Source organism: Nocardia sp. NPDC049526 (genome assembly GCF_044465765.1).
Classification (GTDB): Bacteria; Actinomycetota; Actinomycetes; order Mycobacteriales; family Mycobacteriaceae; genus Nocardia.
Genome location: NZ_JBITMA010000011.1, coordinates 230,610 through 248,870, shown reverse-complemented (window position 1 = coordinate 248,870; position 18,261 = coordinate 230,610). Strand labels below are relative to the sequence as shown.

Genomic DNA, 18,261 nt, shown 5'->3' with positions numbered 1-18,261 from the left:
AATGTCGCCACGTCCGCATGAACACGCACCTAAGATCGGCTGTTACACAAGGGAATTCGACTGTACCCCCGCATTCGTGCCGGTACTGTGGATTCAAGGATGTTTCCGGCCCAACGCACTGAACGAGATTCAGCCGACAGAGTGCCGTTCGAGCCGTAACACTCTTCGGCCGGCCACACGCGAGGACTGGGATACGGTGCGCCACAACCTGAACCGCTCTACACCGCACCCCACCCTGCCCTTAGTGTGACTCTTCTCGCGAACGCTCCTCACCGCCCCCGCACGTAGAAGACGTGCGGTGGACCGGTGGCCGACCGACCGAGCGCGAGTGTCGGAATTCGTCTGTGCGGACTGCCGCTCGATCGTGGTGGCGTTGGCCTTCGTCTGGATTCGATGTCACAGATCACCTGCACAACCAGCCTGTCTCGAAACCAGGGCTTCGAGACACCCTGGCCCGGGTCGTTGCCAGTGGAAGAGATCCCAGGTCGCGGAGTCTCAGAACCTCGCCGAAATCAGGCGCGGAGCACTCGTCTCTAAACGATCGGTTCTCGACATCCCGGCTTTCATCGCTAAGAGGTGATCCATGCCCCTGGGAGGCGCTCGTACCCTATGTTTGGGAACGGATGAGTTTGCGGGAGCCACCGTGTGGGTCGGATACAGCGACCTGTCGACCGGCTCAGCCGACACGGCCCGGGATTTTCAGTGATCTGGCCGGGTTCGCGTCATGCAATTTCTCGCGCGCGATCTGTTGGAGGGGCAATGACCAGAACTGACGCACAGAACTTCACCGCCCTGCTCGATACCATCGCCCAGCGCCACAGCGGCGGCAAAGACATAGGTTCGGCGGATCGGTCCACTCACATCCCTGCGCCTCCCGGGGTCAAGGCGGCGGATATCCCCCAAGAGGTCAAAGATGCCCTCGAGCCCTCCGAAAACGGCACCCTGGACCAGCTCAATCAGGCCAGAGCCAGCGGGGCCTCGGGCGCCCAGCGCTACCTCGCTGGCGACATCGATGACCACGACTTCAACAACGCGATCGACCAACTGGAAACGAACAGTAGAGATGAGTTCAACCAGCTGCAAGACGCGGCCATCGCGAAGCTCAGGAGCATCGGCCAGGAGCACCCCGACTTGCGGCAAATCATCCTCTCTGTATTCACTGAGACCAGTGACCTCCTGCAGGACGTGGGGCAGCAGGAGTTGAAATTCCTGGAATCGCTACGCTCCGACCCCTCCGCGCAGGTGGGTAAGGTTGATGGATTTTTCAACGACCTGACGCGTTACCTCACGAACGGGTGGAGTCAGATCGTGGGGTGATCAACGCCGCCGGGCCCACCCGGCCGCGCCGCAGCAGCAGCGAAGAACCCCGGGCGGCGGGAAGAGCCAGCCCGGCACCTAGGACGGCCCCGGAACACTCCTCCGGGGCCGTCCAACCGTGCTGGAGCAGGCGGTGTGCTGGTAATCGCAGCCTTGCCTTCGGTGACAGGAGCAACCTGTAATCGGTGACAACTGTCGCCTGCAACACTTGCCGAACGCCGCGGTCGGCCGCCACTGCTGGTGACAACTAACGCCTGTCGTCACAGCCGGACAGCACCAACGACCGGTAACGCGAAGTCGCCGCGTGATCGGAGGTTCCGGGCTGGGCGCAGATGCCACTTCTACGCTGTGCCGGTTGATCGGTCGTATCGCTTTCGATGAGAGGCGGTCCACCATGGTCTACCGCGTCACCGTCGGTGGGTTCGCTGTGGCCGGTGTGCTGGGGGCGGCGCTGTGCGCGCCCGCCCAGGCGGCTGGCGACTTCTATGGCGCGGCCCCAGAGTCATAGCAGGGCGGCGCGTCCGACTACATCCTGCCGGCACCGTTCGGCGACTCGTACAACCCGAAGCCGTACGGAGGAGGGGGCGGGTACGGAGGGAACGGGTACGGCGGAGGCAAACCGGGGCCGCCCGGTCCGCAAGGGCCAGCGGGGCCGAACGGGCCGCAGCAGTACGCCCGGTCCGCCAGGTCCGCAGCAGTACGGTCCGGAGGGGCCGCGAGGGCCGCCCGGCGCGAAGGGTTACGGCGGCGGCAACTCCTACGGCCTCCCATCGCCCGGCACCGCTGGCCAATCCCGTGAATCAACTACAGACAGAACATGATTCGGGCGCGCGCCGCCGGTACCTCTGGCCTCGTAGGGTCGGATTTCGGATCCACTGGTACAACACCAGCCGATTCATGCACTGATTCGGTCGCACACCACCTGTCGAGTACGAAGCCGACCACCATGCACACCGCGCCGAACAACCGGCCGGTGACGAATTAACCCAAATCAGGAAGGTTCACCGGTGACTTGGCGAACCCCCGTTATGGCGTGCATGAGGCCACCTCGAGAGCCGACGGTGTTACAGGCTTCGCGCTGTCGGACACCAGTCCGAATCCGCGTCCCCGGCGGAGATCGCCTGTTCTCGCGCCCACGATAGTCGGCCTTGCTCGGCCCGGCGCCCCTTGTCCTCGCTGCCACCACAGGCTCGGCGGGCGGATCACTCGACGTCACCACCAGAACTTCCTGATCTCGCCCCGACTCGCCCCACTAAAACCGACCGGTCACCTGGTTCAATGCGAGTCCGACGACAGAGGGGCCGCGCCACTTTCGGCCGATCACCCACCCATGGCTGCTACGGCCGCCTAATAAATGCATCACATTTAGTTTCGATACCGACCACCCAAACCTAAAGTTTATTTAGGAGCTACAGTCTAGAAGGGTAATATCGTAGTAACACGCGTCGAGTGCCATAAGTACTTCGCTGGTTGCCGAGGCAATAGAACTGATCCGCTCGCATTCACGATTGCCTGTGAGGCTCAGGGACAAATTCTATCTGTCGAGGAGTTCCTATGAGCTCGTCATTTCGTGCTGTATCGGTCATTCCAGGGTCGCCCGGCGGGCCCGGCCCACCGATTCCGGAACTACCACCGCAAGGCCCCGGTGGTCCAGGTGGGCCCAGAGGTGAAGGTGGTCAGAGCGGCCCCGAGACAGCACCGCCTGCGACGTCAGGGCCCCACCGCAGCCCGGCCGGAACCGGAATGACTGAAGCACGAGCGCGCAGTCCAGGACGCAGTTCGCCGGTGTCGTCGAGGCACCTGCGGACAGCGGCGAGCATTCTGCTACTTCTCGCGGCACTGAGTCCGATCGCTCGACTGTGCCCAGGCGAGAACCTGGCCCCGGCCCCCCATGCCGCCGTGACCGCCTTCGGTACCGTGGCTCCTGCCGCGCTCCCGGAATCGCTCCCTGTGGAACTACACATCCCAGCTATCGCCGTGGATGGACCGCTCTCCGAGCTCGGCCTCAATCCTGATCGCACCGTAGAACTTCCGACAGACTTTCAGGTAGCGGGCTGGTACCGATACGGGCCCCCACCGGGAGACATGGGCTCCGCGGTCATCCTGGGACACGTAGACTCCTACACCGGGCCCGCGGTCTTCTACCGACTATCATCACTGCACCCCGGGGACGAGGTCCACGTGACAAGAGCGGACCGATCGGTTGCTCACTTTCTCGTCCAGACAGTAGCCACCTATCTGAAGTCACAGTTCCCAAGCCATGAGGTCTACGACTCGCGCGGATACAGCGCGCTGCAACTGGTGACGTGTGGCGGCGAATTCGACCACACCATAAGAAGCTATCAGTCCAACGTGGTGGTCTACACCGCGCTCGTGGGCATCACCCCGCCGCCCGCTGGCCCACCATAAGAGAGCCGGACACAGCAACCGCCTTGGTCGATGAGGGCGTCTCGACCGCGAATACTGCGCGCCAGGCTGTCGCGGGAGCGGGACACGGTGCTGATCTTCCTGTGGTGGGTCCACCCGGCGCCACGGCCAACCCACCACCACTGCAAAATGGCGATTTGTCGAAATCCCCTACAGGAGTTCGCGCGCCGACACCGCGATAATCGACATGGCTCCGATTGCTGCGGCTATCGGCGGCGCGCTCCAATACCAGCTGGCGATGTTCGAGGCTGAGTTCGCGGACCCGGCAAGAAAATTGGATCCGACACCGGCGTCATCGCCAGCGGTGAGCCGATGTCGAAGCAGTCGCCACGAAACCAGGAACATCAGGAGCATCCACGCGCAATCCCACATAGCGGTGTCGGCTTGGTCAGCGGTAACGGATGCTGACATGCGCTTGAGCGGTGCGCGATGCAGGAGCACGGATTTGGCCGTAGCTGGTTCGGCGGCCTGGCTCAACGGTGCAGATGCATCACCTGGCGCTACGGCCTGATGCGGATCCATAGGCCGACTGGGAACACTCGGTGCGGCGGAAGCCTTCGCACCGGCGGCGGAGCCTGTCCGGGTGGCGAGACTGCGTGCCAGCGCTGAAAACCAGTCCGCGACGAATTGGGTGGGCGTCTGGCCGGTTTCGGTGACGGATTCCCATACATAGGCGCCGTGGCGTGCGACAACGTCCTGATATCTCGCCCACGTTGCGGGTTCGAGGAGCGCGGCGTTGTCTGCGACAGCAAAGGCGACCGCGTCGAACGCTTGCGTCACCAGGTTCCCGGCGGATTCGATCGGCTCCGATGGGAATCGCGGGCCAGTAATCTTTTCTGTAAGAAGGGCGATGCCGTCCAACGGTTGATTTTCGCCCACGCTGAGAATTTCGGCGACTTCGCTCGGTTCGAGTGTCACTCCTACTACGGCGAGCAAAATATTGAGCGTGACTGTAGCCACTTTGAGCAATGCCGCCTGCGCGTCGGGACCGTAAACCGGCACCCGCGGGTCCGAGGCTTCTGCGAGGCGCTGACTGAGCGTCCTTTCGGACGTCAGCGTCAGTGTTTCGACCGTGTTGCCCTCCACGTCATGGCTGACCACGGCGGCGGCGGTCTTCACGGTTGTCGCGACAACGGCTTGAATGATTGAGGACAGTACGGTGAATGGGTCGAGTGGGGATAGCAGTGCCTGGCCGATGATGTTCGTCAACGCGTGCAGTATCGGTGTGCCGGCGGGTGCGTCGCAGGCGAGGTCTTCTGCAACGCATAACGAGGCCACCCGTCCGGTGAGTGCGCCGAAGTCTGCGGCGATGTCTTGTTGTGGTCCGATGCCACCGCCCGCTGGCATCGTCTGCGCAACTGGTGGCAGCCCCGCTAATGCTGTTCGGTCGGTGCCGGGCGCGGGGGCGGGTGTGCGCTGTCCCGGCGCGCCGGGGAACACCGGTGCCCCCAGGTCACGGGTCGGGTCGGCGAAGAGTGCGGCGCCAGCTATCTTGTCCGGTGCCACCACACCGTATCCGAGCCCTACCTCCCGCAGGAACAACGAAACAACGTGCGCCCCTTGTGAATACCCCAGCAAAGCCAGGCTGGTGTTCTCGCATCTATTGCTGATCGCGCGCGCCATGCTGCGCAACTCGTCGAGTCCGGCGAAGACGGATTGTGCGTACGGCGGCGTGGCAGCGCCGGGCACGATCCCGCCGAACGCCGCAGGATAGGGCACGTATGCGCGATCGACCGCTCCGGGCTTCGAAACGCTGGCGAGCAATGGCGCGAAAACGCCCGACAGCATGCCGGTGTCGACAGTGGGCGAGGCGCTGAGAGAGGACTGTCCCGTGCCCTGAACACCGAGGGTGTACAGGGCCGGGCAATCGGTCGGATCGAATTCCGGAGCAGCGGAGGAGGGTTGGGCGACGACGGCGCCGGTCGCTGCGATGACGGCACACACGCCGGTTACGGCGAGTGCACGAGCTATCTTCCTCGACACAACGATCTGACCTCTCACAGACTCGAGCTTTTACTTGGACTTGCCGCACTTCACGTTCATCCCGCTGCGGTTGCCATAACCCCTAGAGCAGGCCGCCGGTCAGAAAGTGGAGGGTGTCTCCCACGACGGCGAGAAGTCCTGTGACGAGGTTGATTACGGGCTGGAGGATCATTCGAACAGCCTCTCGGTCGGTTGATCACCTATCTATGGGGGCGTAGCGAATTGTTCGCGGCCCGGCCCCCGACCGACTGTTTCGAGATGTCGGGGGCCGGACCGCAACCAAACATTCGTGTCAGAGCAGCGAGTGGACCAGAACGCTGACAACACCGGTGAGAAGGTTGCCCACGATCGGCAGCAGACCGCTGATGAGACCGCCCATGTTTGTTTAACCTCTTCCTGTTTGGTGATCGGTGGTGCCCCCAAGGACGGGCCTCGAGGGCGCTTGCGTGGTCGGCCGCCAGAAGAGGGATCGCGCACTGTATTTGCGAACCGCTGATACTTCCGTGGCGAGACTCGACCGTGACACCGATTCAGTAGCAAGCAAACTGACGCGAGCATCGCCCACGCCCCGCTGCATCGGCATCGGCATCGAAAGGTACTTCGTAAGTCGGCCGACCCTGGATGGGTTAATTTCTGGCTTCGACTTATCGACGTGGTCGGGGCGGTTTGGATGCTTCTAGAACAGCGATGGGCAAATCGCGACGGATCGACCCATCCACGCATCCCAGCTGCATCGAAGACAGACAGTGACATTCACACGTGTGCCGTTCAACGGCGAAGGGAAACCAGTGACATTGCCGTCCAACTCGCCCCGGGCGCGTCCGGTCGGACGATTGATCATCGCTGCCGTGACGGTTGTGACCGCCACAGTCCTGTTGATATTCAATGGGATAGCGTCGGCGGCCCAGCCCCCTGTCGGGTTGGGGACAGCCGCGTCCTTCGCGGTATTGGCGGGCCAGACGGTCACCAACACGGGGCCTACGATCATCGCCGGTGATGTGGGGGTCAGCCCGGGGAGTGCGACTACCGGGTTTCCGCCGGGACTTATTACCCCCGGAACGGGAACCTTCCACGCTGCCGACGCGGTGGCGTTGCAAGCGCAAACAGATCTGACTACGGCATATAACGATGCCGCGGGTCGCGGTCCCGCCACCGCCGCTCCCCCTGATCTCGGCGGCCAAACACTGGTCGCGGGGGTGTACAACACGGCGGGCCCCATGGGCCTAACCGGGACAGTCACCCTCGATGGGCAAAACGATCCCAACTCGGTCTGGATCTTCCAAGCGGGATCTACGTTGATCACGGCATCCAACAGCACGGTCGCCCTCATCAACGGGGCCTCACCGTGCAACGTCTTCTGGCAGGTGGGTAGCTCCGCGACACTGGGCACCAACACCACCTTCGTCGGAACCATCATGGCGTTGACCTCGATCTCGGCGCAGACCGGAACCATCGTGGAGGGACGGCTGTTGGCACGGAACGGCTCGGTCACCCTGGACGACAACAGGATCACCCGACCCAACTGCACTGTTCCACCGACGTCCACGACGACAGCACCGCCGACAACGACAACGACAACAGCACCGCCGACAACGACAACGACGACAGCACCGCCGACAACGCCGGTGACAACTATCCCCATCCCCATCCCCCCCGGCGGCGGAGTTATTCCCGGTCTCCCCGGTGGCGGTGGCGGTGGTGGTGTCGGTGGCGGTGTCGGAGTTCTCCCCATCCCCATCCCAATCCCGATTCCCATCCCCATTCCGATTCCCGGTGGCGGTGCTCCCGGTGGCGGTGCTCCGGGTGGACCGGGTGGGGGTGGACCGGGCGAGCAGGGTGGACCAGGTGAGCAAGGACCCGGCGAGCAAGGACCGGGCGAGCAAGGACCCGAGGAGCAGGGACCCGGCGAGCAAGGACCCGGCGAGCAAGGACCCGGCGGTGGCGGGGACGTTCCCGAAGGGTCTCCGGAGACGGGTGGGGGTGGTACTGCCTAGTCTGGGCAATTCGCCGTTTTCCGGCATTGTGGACCGGTAGACAGCGAAAGGTGCTCCAACGAGTGGCCGGGAGGGTTTTCACCTCCCGGCCACCGTATGTGGCAGTGTCCCGTCACACACGGTGGCCATCATCGAGCGTTCACGGTGCCGGGGTTCCCGATCGCCCAGGGCGCGGCCCAGTTCAGTGGCGTCGACACGGTGCGGGTGTTGCTCGACGCCGGGCCGAGGTCTTGGCCCTGTACCAGCGCAGACTCAACCGGCAACGGTAATCGGGAGCCGCTCGAGGCCTCGAGCCCAGATCGTCGGCCGCCAGGTCAGTTCGTCCTCTTCGATCGCCAGGCCGAAATCGCCTAGTCGTGTGAGCAGCGTTTCGAACGCAACCTCGCTCTCCACAATGGCGAACGGTGCGCCCAGGCAGTAGGTGATGCCGCGGCCGAAGTCGAGATGCTCGGCATTGTGCGGCCGATCCAACCGAAACACCCCGGGGTCCGGAAACTTCTCGGGGTCGCGGTTGGCAGCACCGAACAGCGCGACCAGCGACTCGCCTGCGGCCAGGTCCACGTCTCCCAACCGAGTCGCCTTCGCGGTCTGCCGCGGAACATAGGTCACCGGCGAGTCGTACCGAAGCGTCTCGGTGACAACATCGGCGACCCGCCCCGACTCCCGGCGCACCGCCTCGAGTTCTCCGGGATGCCTCAACAACGCAAGCAGTCCATTGCCGACGAGGTTGGTGACATTCTCGTGCCCCGCGATGAGCAGCGTCACCGCAAGGCTGATGAGTTCGCGCTCGCTGAGCCGCTCACCCTGCTCCTCTGCGTTCAGCAGTTCGCTGAGCAGATCCTCACCTCGGTGCCTGCGTCGCAACGAGATCAGGGCGAGAAAGTAGCCCTTGAACAAGGCGGCCGCCTCGATACCCCGCGCCCGAACCTCGTCCGAGAGGACGAAGTCGACGGTCGGAGTGATGTCATTGGTCCATGAGCGCAGCATCTCCCGATCCTCCGGCGGCACCCCGAGAATCTCGCACACCACCTGCAACGGCAGCGGGTAGGCGAATTCCGAGAGGACGTCAATGGTGTGACCGCCCCGGGCCACAGCCTCGTCGAGGAGTTCGGCCGCCAACTCCCGCATCCTCGGTCGCAGCCGCTCGGCTTTCTCGCGCGTGAACGATCCCGCGACCAGACGCCGCAACCGGGTGTGATCGGGTGGGTCGAGCGCGAACATGAACCGGCCCATCACATCGTTCAGGCTGTTCTGTCCGAAATTTCGAGCCAATACATCGGCGAAGTCGCCGCGCACGAAGGTCCGGTGATCGCGCAGCAGCTGATCGATATCAGCAAACCTGGTGAGAAATCGCAGACCGTTGATACCGCGATGAGCCGGATCCAGCGTACGGAGCCGGTCGAACCACGGGTAGGGATCTCTGATCACCTCCGGTCGCGCCGGATCGAACTCATCTAAGCGCGGATCAAAGTCCAACGCCGCCAAAATACCTGTCACAGCAAACCTTTCCCACATATATCTGCGGAGCCAGGCGCACGGATTCCGGTCGAACGACGGCCGATCAGCTCCCCGCAGACCTCGGTAAATGATCCCTCGAGCAGCGCATTCCCGCAGCGCAGCCACATCGGACCGTGCACGATGCTCGTGTAGAAGGCAGCCCGCGGGGCTCATCGATTCGACGAAGAGCTGAGTCTCGTACGAGATACGAGAGATGCCGATCGTTCGGCGCCCGATGGTGGTTACTGGTTAGGCGGTGGTGGCGGCGCGGGCGATGGCCGACTCGGCATCGACGGCCGCACCGCACAACTCGTCAGCGGCCGCTACCTCGACCGGCTCGAACGCCGAAACGGCCACTGACGCATCGCATTACGACGATCCACCGTCGAGATCAGGTGCACCGCCGACGCCAGGGTGCTGCAATCACCATTCTTCACCGACCGGGGCTACCTCCAGGGCACCCGCGACATCACCGACCCGTCCTACCGGACCGTGTCTTGACAGCGCGCAAGCGGCGGCCGACTATGGAAACTATGGAAACCGAAATAGTTTCCTCAGTTTCCGACCGGCGGCGCGCCGAGGTGATCGTCGACGCGGCCGGGCGGCTGTTCCTCGCGCCGGGCACCGGGCGGGTGAGCATGGACGAGCTGGCCCGTGAGCTCGGGATGAGCAAGAAGACGATCTACCGCCACTTCCCGGACAAGCACAGCCTGATGACCGCGGTGCTGGACCGGCAGTTCGCAGCAGTGGAGCGCACGCTCATGGCGGCGGCCGCGGAGACCGAGGGCAAGCCGTTCGATGAGCAGGTACAGCGGTTCCTGTTAGCGGCCTGCAGCGAGCTCGGGCGGATCGGCGCGGCTCAACTGGCGACCGGGCGGGGCGATGCGGTGCTACGCCGACACGTGGAACAGCGGATCGATGCAGTGGTCTACCAGCGGCTCGACGAGTTGTTCCGGGATGGGCACCGGCGGGGACTGCTGTCGGCGCCGCCTCAGCTGCTGGGCGAGATCACCCGCGGCGCGGTGGAGCGGCTGCTGAACTCGCAGTTACCACGCGAACTCGACTGCAGTGCGGCCGATCTGCTGCGGACGACCGTCGACACAGTGCTCTACGGGGCTATCCGCCCCGGGATCGAACAAGAGAAAGGCTCGTGACAGAGGCCGACTTCTACCGAAAGGACATCTCATGAAAATCGCAGTCATCGGCACCGGACTCATCGGCTCCCAGGTGGTACAGAAGCTCACCGCGGCCGGACACGATGCGACCGGGCACTCGCGCTCGACCGGCATCGACCTCCTTACCGGCGACGGGCTCGACGAGGCGCTACGCGGCGCCGAGGTCGTCGTCGACGTGGCCAACTCGCCGACCTTCGACGAGGCATCCCTCGACTTCTTCCGCACCTCGGTGCCCCACCTCTTGACCGCAGCGCAGGCGGCGGGCGTCCGGCACATCGTGACGCTGTCGATCGTCGGCGTCGACCAGGTGCCCGACCTCGTCTACTACCGGGCCAAGACCCTGCAGCAGGACCTGGTCGAGGCCGGTCCGATCCCGTACTCGATCGTGCGCGCGACGCAGTTCATGGAATTCGTGGTGGCGTCGCTGGACTGGACCACCGACGGTGATGTCGTGCGCCTGCCCGCCACTGCGATTCAGCCCATCAGCTCCGCCGAGGTCGCGGCCGCTGTCGCCGAGGTCGCCGCAGGTGCTCCGCTGCGGGGCACGCGCAATATCGGCGGCCCCGAAGTCTTCCCGCTCGACGAGCTGGGCCGCATCACACTGGAGGTGACCGGCGACAACCGCCGCGTCGTCACCGACGAGACCGCCGGCCTGTTCGCCGCGGTCAAAGGCGATGTGCTCACCACACCCGAAGGTGCCCACCTCGCCGCCACGCACTTCCGGGACTGGCTGCGGTCACGCTGACCCACCAGACGAACTCTTCGGAGGCAGACATGACGAACCTTCGACAAGAGGGGAGGATCGCCCTCATCACCGGCGCGAGCAGAGGGATCGGCGCGGCCGTTGCCCGATTGCTCGCATCGCGAGGGATGCGGGTCGTCGTCAACTACCGCAGCAGCCGCGACGAGGCAGATGACGTGGTCGCGTCGATCGTGTCCGCCGGCGGCCAGGCAATGGCAGTGCAGGCCGACGTGCGCGACGAGTCCGCCGTGCGCGACATGGTCGAGCAGATCCGGGCCGCCATCGGCGAGGTCGAGGTCCTGGTCCACAACGCCCTGATCCCGTACGCAGTCAAGTCGTTCGACGAGATCTCGTGGGACGAACTGGGCGGCAAACTCGAACAGGAAATGCGCGCTGCCTTCCTGATGACCAAGGCCGTCGTCCCCGGCATGACCAAGGGCGGCTACGGCCGGATCGTCTACCTCGGCACCGTGCTGAGCCGACGACCGCGTGCGGGCATGATCGCGCTCGGCACCTCGAAGGCAGCCCTGAGCCAGTTCGCCCGCTACGTCGCGCAGGAACTGGGGCCGCAAGGGATCACGGTCAACGTCGTCGCGCCGGGGCCGGTGGGCGAGACCACCATCGTCAACGCCGTCCTCGAGCAGGCACACCAGCAGAACCAGGCAGCCCAGACGGCACTGGGCCGCATCGCCACCCCCGACGACGTGGCCCGGGCCGTCGCTTTCTACGCCGGCGACGACAGCGGATTCATCACCGGCATCACCGCGCCGGTCAACGGCGGAATGGCCATGGACTGACCGGACTTTTCCGAAAGGAGGCCGCGCGTGCGCACCATCGACCTGACCTATGTCGGCCTGGGAATCCACGAGGAGCTGGTCGCCTACGTCGCCGACCAGCAGGACTATTACCAGCAGGAGGGAGTCCACGTCGCGCTACGCGACGGATGCGCCTGGGACGGCGAACGGGTCCGGCGGACCGCCACGATCGGTCTGGGCCGGGCGGTGCTGTCGCGCGTGACCGACGGCATCCCGTGGACGGTACTGTGCGTCAACACCGACCGGCCGCTGTTCTGGCTGCTCGCCCGCGACGCCTACGCGTCGGTCGAGGAGCTGAAGGGCCGCAGGATCGGCATCCACCCGCCGACCACCGCGCCTGGCTGCTTCTCCCGCATCATGCTCAGGAAACACGGGCTGGATCCGGACCACGATGTCCGGTCGGTCGTCATGAGACCGGGTGATTACAGCCGCCACCTGCGCGAGCTCGCCGAGGGCTCGCTGGACGCGGCGTTCGTCGGCAGCACCCTGGCGCCCGAGGTCACGGTCCGCCAGAACGGCCTGCGATTGCTCGCCTTCGTCGGGGACCACTTCCGGATCCCCACGGTGGGCATCGCTGTGGACCGCACTCACATCGCGACGGACGATCCGGCGGTTCGGGCACTGGTGCGGGCCAACCGCCGGGCCTTGCGCACCATCCACGACGAGCCGGATCTCGCTGTCCGGTACGTCAACGGCCTCATCCCGAGCCTCGCCGAGACCGAGGCCCGGCAATACTACGAACGCTACGTCGCACCGTATTTCACCGCTGACGGCCGCCACGATCCGTCCGTCGCGACCCAGGCGATATCGAGCGTGGCGGAGGAACTGGGCGTGGCCACCGTGCCCGAAGTGGCCGATATCTACCACACCGAACCAGCCGAGCAGTCCGCAGCGTAGCCGCTCAACCACCGAGCGGCTGGAACGGCACGGTCACGCACGCTGCTGCTGGCGCTGTCGTCGAGATGGATCACCACCGAATTCGCGTGCTGGTTCGCAGCGATCCCCCAGTACTTGTCTACGGTGCCGGTCGCGTTGCCGTCCGAGTCCGCGGTGGCATCGATCCAGACCTCGTTGGCCTCGTAGCTGTCGGGCGACGGACCATTTCGCAGGCGCTCACCTGCGCTCGAATTATCCTGCTCAACCCTGACGGATGTCGCGGGGGCTGGCGTCGAAGCGCTGACGGAAGGCTGTGCTGAAGGCGCTTGCCGAGCCGAAGCCGAGTCCCAGGGCGATGTCGGCGATGCTCCAGTGCCGGTATGCCGGATTCCGCAGACGCAGATGGGCGAGGCGCAGGCGTTCTTCCTTGATGAGTTCGCGCGGTGTGGTGCCGGCGTGCTGGAGTGCGAGCTGGATTTGACGCAGGGACCAGCCGAGGGCATGGGCGATGGTGATGCCGGTGAGGTTCGGATCCTCGACGTGGGTGCGGACGTATCGGCGGATAGCCGATTCCACGTCGTCGAGATGGTTGGGTGCGGTGGGATAGTCGCCGACGATGTGCATGCACAGCAGCTCGACCAACCGTTCGGCGACGGCGTCGAACTGCGGGCCGGTAAGGGTGGCGCCCTCGGCGAACAATCCGGTAGCGAGATCGCCGACCACCCGGCCCAGTCCTGCGGTGAGGTCCAGCGGCCGGGCCGGTGGCGCCTGGCCGGCGAGGCGATGATCGATCTGTCGCCGCGGGATGGTCATGAGCAGCCCTTGGGCGCCATCGTCCTGCGAGAACGCCAACGGTTGGTCGATGGTCACCAGACCGGCGGCACCGGGTGGCATGCGCGCCTGCTGGTCGTGTTGGGAAAAGACGATCTCTCCGCTGATGGGCAGCAGCAATCGGTAGTCGGCGTCGGAGTCGTTGTGCACGTGTCCGGCGGTCCGGTAGTAGGTCACGGCGTCGGATTCCCATCCGACGAGCTGATAGGTGCCGGTGCGGTGCAGCGTTGTGCGACCGTGGAAGTCACGTCCGCGCTGGAAGGCATATCCCAGACGGCATTGGTAGGAATTGATCAGCTCGGCCCAGTAGTCGGTGCGTTCCTCGGGCGTGACGGCGCGTGTAGTGGCCGACTCGACGAATACGGCTCGGTCATCCACGTATCGCCTCCCTACGTTTGCACCCGCGAACACGCAGCGCACGAGTGGTTGCGCACAGAATAAGGCGTTTCCTGAACACCCGGGCACCGAACTACTCCGGCGAACCTTGCGCGTGGCGGCAATTTTCCTGCGTCCATCGGCAAGTGGGGCACGCGCGCCGCTCCTACCGTGACTAGGTGTTGCCATGGGAGGAAGCACGGCAACGCGTCGAGCGAAAGGTGTGTCAATGCGCAGGGTAGTCATGGGCCACGACGACTCCGGCGAAACTCGGATCCTGTCCGACGAGAACGTCGACCCGATCACCATCGCCTTACTACCCGGGGCGACGGTGCACCGCATGTGGGAATTGGACGAGGTTCCCGCGCTGCCGGTGACCACCGTGCCCACCGCTGTGACCGGTACCTACTTTCCAGGCCCAAGCGGGCTGCGTTTCGGCTATATCACCATCCCCGCGGGGCTGTCCTATGAGCCGCCCGCGGATGTGTCCGCCTCAGCCATGGAAGCGGCCATTGCCGAGGCGGACGCGAAACTGCCCGGGATGATGGCCACCTTCGATGCGACTCGGCCGGGAATGCACACCACCCCGACGGTCGATTTCGTGGTCGTGTTGTCCGGCGAGGGCCGGATGCGAACAGACAATGGGATCGACGTGCGGCTACGCCCTGGTGACTGCGTGGTGCAGAACGGCTCCGCTCACGGCTGGTTCAACGACGGCACGGAGCCGTTCGTCTTCTGTTACACCCTGTGCGGTGCCCGCTGACCGGAACCGTCCGCCGATCGTGAGCGACCGACCATGAGGATTCACACCAGTCGTTGCCGCACATTCCGATACGCACCCACCACGGCGAATGCGTGCGCTGTCGAACTCGCACCGTCGGAGGTCGGGACGACGAGACAGTTCTTCGACTGCCTCGTCTTGACGGTCGGTGTCGAATGCGGCGATCTCGCGCTTGGCGCAGCGGCCACCCAAATCGTCCGGCGGATTGCCACCGAAACCGACGCGGCATACATCGTCATCAACGGATTCGCTCAGTTGACGACCCGCGCCGAACAATCCCGTACGACAACCGGATTGGATCTCCTGTCACATATCGCCGATGTATTGGACTTACTCTCCGAGCTCACCGAACGCCTGGAAGAACTCGGCGAACGGGTCCATCTGATGCCGTTCGGCTGGCACAAGAACTCTCATGCCGAGGTCCGCGATCAGCGTGTCATCCACCTGCTCCACCCGCGGCATGCTGCCGAACGCACCGGTGCGGACAACTTCGACCACCACCGCGCCCGCATCTGTCCCGCACGCGACTCGCCGCGGCAATACAGATTTCGCGGCTCGACCGGTCGGCATACCATGTGAGGACCGGCTCTCGCCGCACACCGTTTTCACTCACCTGCCAGTCGAGCACCGAATGCGTGCCCACCGCTGGGGGACTGCGACCCTCGACGTCCTCGATAGGCTGCCGGTTGTAGTCAGCCAAAAAGCGAGAGGTAGCAATATGATTCGGAAGATTCTGCTTGCGGTCACGGCCGGGGTCCTGATCAGCGCACCGGCGACGGCGTCGGCCGAGGTCACCGCTGCCGACCAGCCTGCTACGGCACAGGAGGTGGCGATCAGCACCGGATCGGGCGTTGCAGACAGCGTCATCAACGGGCTGATCGCCATTATCTTCGGCCCGAACGATCCCTCGACCTGCAAGTTCCCCTACTGCTTCTGAGCTTGCGCCGGCGGACCAGTCGCTGGCAAGTATCTGAAAAACGGGTACCGGGCGCATGGCCCGGTACCCGTCATTGTTCATCGGTTCAGTTGAAACGCACCGCGAGGATCGGCACGTCGGCATTGCGGAGATTGCCCGCGATGCACGCCCCCGCCATTGCCACGGCATTGCCGATCGGACCTTGTTCGACCACCAGTTGGCCACCCCTACCGGGGCCATCGGTGATGGTCACGGTGTTGGACATCGACCTGGCGACACCACCCGGCACATGCCACGGCCCGCTGATCCGGCTGACCACACCGTTGGACCAGTTGACCTTGCCGTCGATCTGACCGTCGGCACCGTTGCAGCTGCCGTTTCCACTGAAGGTGCCGCTGACCGTGGCCTCGGACGCGGGTGCGCCCGTGCAACCGGTGAGATTGCCGATCCATGTGGCCGTGGTCGGTGCGACCGACATCCCGAGCGGGCTTGTGTTGTAACTGAATTGGCCGCCGGAGCAGCCGCCGGCAATCGGATCGGCCGCGGCCTGCTGGGTGCCGACCAATGCGGCGGCGAGTGCGGCGACAGCGACCGAAGCTGTGGCGATCTTCCGAGAAATTGCCATGACGAATACCTTCTCCTTTTGATCGAACTGATCTGATGGAGCAGCTGACGACAAGCAAACGCGAAGATCGTAGACGGCCCGTCCGACGACGGGCTAATCAGCCCACACGCATTCCCCGGGATATGCACGTCGGGCATAGGTATTGGTCGGATTGACGGTGATAACGTCACACGCCCGCACAAGTTCTTCCGGTCGATCGTCCAAATGCGCGAGATTCGGCATGATCACCGCTTCCGCGTCTGTCTTGCGGATGACCTCGCACAATGCCGCGAGAATATGCGTGCCCGCGCCCTCCAGCCGCACGATCTCGGCGAGGTCATATCCGTATCGGGTTGCCAACTTGCGGATCTGGGCAATGTCCCAGTCCATCGCATCGCCCGACAGGTCCTGACGAAGGTATCCGATCGCGGTCGGCGTCGGCCTCATCGACTTGCCTCGTTCCGTCGGGTACCAGAACTTCTAACGCTCGATCCGTACAGGCCGGGAGCAGCTACCGTCGTTGGCGCCCACCACCGCACACTCTCGCAGCAAATACAACGCAACCGTAGCAATTTCCCCCGCCGAATACAACAGGAACGAATGTTCTCGACACCGAAAGTCGTGCGGTCGAACCGATTCCACACAAGTTACAAGATCTGCCACTATGAACCGGTGGAGGTGAGGCGGTAGTGGCGACATCGCGAACCGCGTCGAACCGACCGAAGTGCTGACCGTCGCCGAGATGCTCGGCCACCTGACAATCAGCGACCCCGCCCACTATCCCCCCGAACGCCTCCAAGGCTTCCCCCGCACCCTGGTCCGCCTCGTAATGGGTGTACCTCCCAACGAATAGCCGCAGTCGCAGACCTTCGCATTCGGAGCATGGCGTTTCATGCGGTGAGTCGCTATGCGAGGTCCGCGGACGGTGTGCGAGATGTCAGCGACCGGCGGCCTTGGCAAGGTGTTCCGGATAGCGTGCGCCGGAAAAGGCGGTGGCGGGTGCGGCGGCATCGATACGGGCGAGATCGTCGGCGGTCAGCGCGATCTCGGCGGCGGCGACATTCTCCTCGAGGTAGGCGCGGCGCTTGGTGCCCGGAATCGGAACCACATCGTCGCCACGGCTCTGCACCCAGGCGAGCGCCAATTGTCCTGCGGTAATGCCCTTTTCGGCGGCCAGCTCGCGCAGCGCCGCGACGATGGCGAGGTTGCTGTCGAGGTTGCCCTCGGCGAATCGCGGTAGCCGGCGGCGCAAATCGTCGGCGGGCAGATCTGCGGTGGAGGTGATCGCGCCGGTCAGGAAGCCTCGGCCGAGCGGCGAGAAGGGCACGATGCCGATGCCGAGCTCACGACAGGTCGGCAGCACCTCGGCCTCGATATCCCTTGTCCACAGCGACCATTCACTCTGCAGGGCGGTCACCGGATGGACCGCGTGCGCGCCGCGAATGGTCGCCGCCGACGCCTCCGAGATGCCGAGGTAACGCACCTTGCCCGCCTGCACCAGCTCGGACAGCGCGCCCCAGGTCTCCTCGATCGGGACATTCGGATCGACGCGGTGCTGGTAGTAGAGGTCGATATGGTCGACACCGAGCCGGGCCAGCGAAGCGTCACAGCTCTGCTTGACGTATTCGGCGTCGCCACGGGCGCCCATGCTCCCGTCCTCGCCCCACACGATGCCGAATTTGGTCGCCAGCACCACCTGATCGCGGCGGTCGGCGATGGCCTTGCCGACCAGGCGCTCGTTGGTCTCCGGGCCGTAGACATTCGCGGTGTCGAGCAGCGTCACGCCCAGATCCAGGGCACGGTGGATGGTGGCAATGGATTCGTCGTCGTTATCGCGCACGCCGTAGGCCTGGCTCATGCCCATACAGCCCAGACCCTGTGCACCAACGGTCAACTGGCCGAGCTTCCTGGTCGGAATCATGCGGGGC

General features: G+C 64.6%; 17 protein-coding genes. 11 read left to right on the top strand and 6 right to left on the bottom strand.

All coding sequences use genetic code 11. From position 1 onward, the window contains the following. Positions 1-759 precede the first annotated feature (759 nt). From ACIBW7_RS31895 to ACIBW7_RS31885, 3 genes are all read left to right on the top strand, one after another. Positions 760-1,317, top strand: a complete 558-nt coding sequence (locus tag ACIBW7_RS31895; RefSeq protein ID WP_397052809.1) for a hypothetical protein — start codon at positions 760-762, stop codon at positions 1,315-1,317. Positions 1,318-1,672: 355 nt separating this feature from the next. After that, positions 1,673-1,825, top strand: coding sequence for a hypothetical protein (locus tag ACIBW7_RS31890; protein WP_397052807.1), 153 nt, complete (start codon positions 1,673-1,675; stop codon positions 1,823-1,825). 1,046 nt (positions 1,826-2,871) lie between these two features. Beyond that, the gene (locus tag ACIBW7_RS31885; RefSeq protein WP_397052806.1) at positions 2,872-3,726 is read left to right on the top strand and encodes a class F sortase; all 855 of its coding nucleotides are present in this window, start codon (positions 2,872-2,874) and stop codon (positions 3,724-3,726) included. Positions 3,727-3,894: 168 nt separating this feature from the next. Here ACIBW7_RS31885 and ACIBW7_RS31880 read toward each other — a convergent pair whose 3' ends face one another. Continuing rightward, positions 3,895-5,532 carry a cutinase family protein gene (locus ACIBW7_RS31880; RefSeq protein ID WP_397052828.1) on the bottom strand — a complete coding sequence of 546 codons (1,638 nt, stop codon included), beginning with the start codon at positions 5,530-5,532 and terminating at the stop codon, positions 3,895-3,897. Positions 5,533-6,575: 1,043 nt separating this feature from the next. Here ACIBW7_RS31880 and ACIBW7_RS31875 point away from each other — a divergent pair. Then, positions 6,576-7,721 (top strand): ice-binding family protein, encoded by a 1,146-nt coding sequence (locus ACIBW7_RS31875; RefSeq protein WP_397052804.1) that lies wholly within the window; start codon positions 6,576-6,578, stop codon positions 7,719-7,721. A gap of 252 nt (positions 7,722-7,973) precedes the next feature. Here the strand turns inward: ACIBW7_RS31875 and ACIBW7_RS31870 are convergent, their stop codons facing one another. Next, on the bottom strand, positions 7,974-9,218 hold the full coding sequence (locus ACIBW7_RS31870) for a cytochrome P450 (RefSeq protein ID WP_397052801.1): 1,245 nt from the start codon (positions 9,216-9,218) through the stop codon (positions 7,974-7,976). A gap of 533 nt (positions 9,219-9,751) precedes the next feature. Here ACIBW7_RS31870 and ACIBW7_RS31865 point away from each other — a divergent pair. From ACIBW7_RS31865 to ACIBW7_RS31850, 4 genes are read left to right on the top strand one after another with little or no spacing between them, the layout of a single operon-like run. Continuing rightward, entirely contained in the window at positions 9,752-10,372 is a 621-nt protein-coding gene (locus tag ACIBW7_RS31865; protein WP_397052799.1) for a TetR/AcrR family transcriptional regulator, read from the top strand. Between the two features lie 31 nt (positions 10,373-10,403). Next, entirely contained in the window at positions 10,404-11,138 is a 735-nt protein-coding gene (locus ACIBW7_RS31860; RefSeq protein ID WP_397052796.1) for an SDR family oxidoreductase, read from the top strand. A 29-nt stretch (positions 11,139-11,167) separates the two neighbouring features. Next, positions 11,168-11,932, top strand: coding sequence for an SDR family NAD(P)-dependent oxidoreductase (locus ACIBW7_RS31855; protein ID WP_397052794.1), 765 nt, complete (start codon positions 11,168-11,170; stop codon positions 11,930-11,932). Positions 11,933-11,959: 27 nt separating this feature from the next. Next, a complete protein-coding gene (locus ACIBW7_RS31850) occupies positions 11,960-12,847 on the top strand; it encodes an ABC transporter substrate-binding protein (protein ID WP_397052792.1) in 888 nt (295 codons plus the stop codon). Positions 12,848-13,087: 240 nt separating this feature from the next. On the opposite strand, the gene ACIBW7_RS31845 is transcribed toward ACIBW7_RS31850, so the two are convergent. Further along, positions 13,088-14,035, bottom strand: a complete 948-nt coding sequence (locus ACIBW7_RS31845) for a helix-turn-helix domain-containing protein (RefSeq protein WP_397052789.1) — start codon at positions 14,033-14,035, stop codon at positions 13,088-13,090. Positions 14,036-14,261: 226 nt separating this feature from the next. Between ACIBW7_RS31845 and ACIBW7_RS31840 the strand changes: the two genes are divergently transcribed. The 3 genes from ACIBW7_RS31840 to ACIBW7_RS31830 all read left to right on the top strand — a co-directional run bounded on the left by ACIBW7_RS31840 (position 14,262) and on the right by ACIBW7_RS31830 (position 15,750). Then, positions 14,262-14,795: a cupin domain-containing protein gene (locus ACIBW7_RS31840; protein WP_397052787.1), complete on the top strand. Its 534-nt coding sequence runs from the start codon at positions 14,262-14,264 to the stop codon at positions 14,793-14,795. Between the two features lie 156 nt (positions 14,796-14,951). Then, positions 14,952-15,392 (top strand): hypothetical protein, encoded by a 441-nt coding sequence (locus tag ACIBW7_RS31835; RefSeq protein ID WP_397052785.1) that lies wholly within the window; start codon positions 14,952-14,954, stop codon positions 15,390-15,392. A gap of 139 nt (positions 15,393-15,531) precedes the next feature. After that, the gene (locus ACIBW7_RS31830) at positions 15,532-15,750 is read left to right on the top strand and encodes a hypothetical protein (RefSeq protein ID WP_397052783.1); all 219 of its coding nucleotides are present in this window, start codon (positions 15,532-15,534) and stop codon (positions 15,748-15,750) included. Positions 15,751-15,835: 85 nt separating this feature from the next. On the opposite strand, the gene ACIBW7_RS31825 is transcribed toward ACIBW7_RS31830, so the two are convergent. The 3 genes from ACIBW7_RS31825 to ACIBW7_RS31815 all read right to left on the bottom strand — a co-directional run bounded on the left by ACIBW7_RS31825 (position 15,836) and on the right by ACIBW7_RS31815 (position 18,254). After that, positions 15,836-16,354: a hypothetical protein gene (locus ACIBW7_RS31825; protein WP_397052781.1), complete on the bottom strand. Its 519-nt coding sequence runs from the start codon at positions 16,352-16,354 to the stop codon at positions 15,836-15,838. Positions 16,355-16,447: 93 nt separating this feature from the next. Then, entirely contained in the window at positions 16,448-16,780 is a 333-nt protein-coding gene (locus ACIBW7_RS31820) for a hypothetical protein (protein ID WP_397052779.1), read from the bottom strand. A gap of 490 nt (positions 16,781-17,270) precedes the next feature. Next, positions 17,271-18,254, bottom strand: coding sequence for an aldo/keto reductase (locus tag ACIBW7_RS31815; RefSeq protein ID WP_397052777.1), 984 nt, complete (start codon positions 18,252-18,254; stop codon positions 17,271-17,273). Between the last annotated feature and the right edge of the window lie 7 nt (positions 18,255-18,261).

Bases quoted from the DNA above. Each gene is read 5' to 3' on its own strand.
- ACIBW7_RS31860 (WP_397052796.1), top strand. From the start codon at position 10,404: ATGAAAATCGCAGTCATCGGCACCGGACTCATCGGCTCCCAGGTGGTA.
- ACIBW7_RS31885 (WP_397052806.1), top strand. From the start codon at position 2,872: ATGAGCTCGTCATTTCGTGCTGTATCGGTCATTCCAGGGTCGCCCGGC.
- ACIBW7_RS31880 (WP_397052828.1), bottom strand. From the start codon at position 5,532: ATGCTGTCGGGCGTTTTCGCGCCATTGCTCGCCAGCGTTTCGAAGCCC.
- ACIBW7_RS31840 (WP_397052787.1), top strand. From the start codon at position 14,262: ATGCGCAGGGTAGTCATGGGCCACGACGACTCCGGCGAAACTCGGATC.
- ACIBW7_RS31895 (WP_397052809.1), top strand. From the start codon at position 760: ATGACCAGAACTGACGCACAGAACTTCACCGCCCTGCTCGATACCATC.
- ACIBW7_RS31815 (WP_397052777.1), bottom strand. From the start codon at position 18,254: ATGATTCCGACCAGGAAGCTCGGCCAGTTGACCGTTGGTGCACAGGGT.
- ACIBW7_RS31865 (WP_397052799.1), top strand. From the start codon at position 9,752: ATGGAAACCGAAATAGTTTCCTCAGTTTCCGACCGGCGGCGCGCCGAG.
- ACIBW7_RS31820 (WP_397052779.1), bottom strand. From the start codon at position 16,780: ATGAGGCCGACGCCGACCGCGATCGGATACCTTCGTCAGGACCTGTCG.
- ACIBW7_RS31855 (WP_397052794.1), top strand. From the start codon at position 11,168: ATGACGAACCTTCGACAAGAGGGGAGGATCGCCCTCATCACCGGCGCG.
- ACIBW7_RS31825 (WP_397052781.1), bottom strand. From the start codon at position 16,354: ATGGCAATTTCTCGGAAGATCGCCACAGCTTCGGTCGCTGTCGCCGCA.
- ACIBW7_RS31830 (WP_397052783.1), top strand. From the start codon at position 15,532: ATGATTCGGAAGATTCTGCTTGCGGTCACGGCCGGGGTCCTGATCAGC.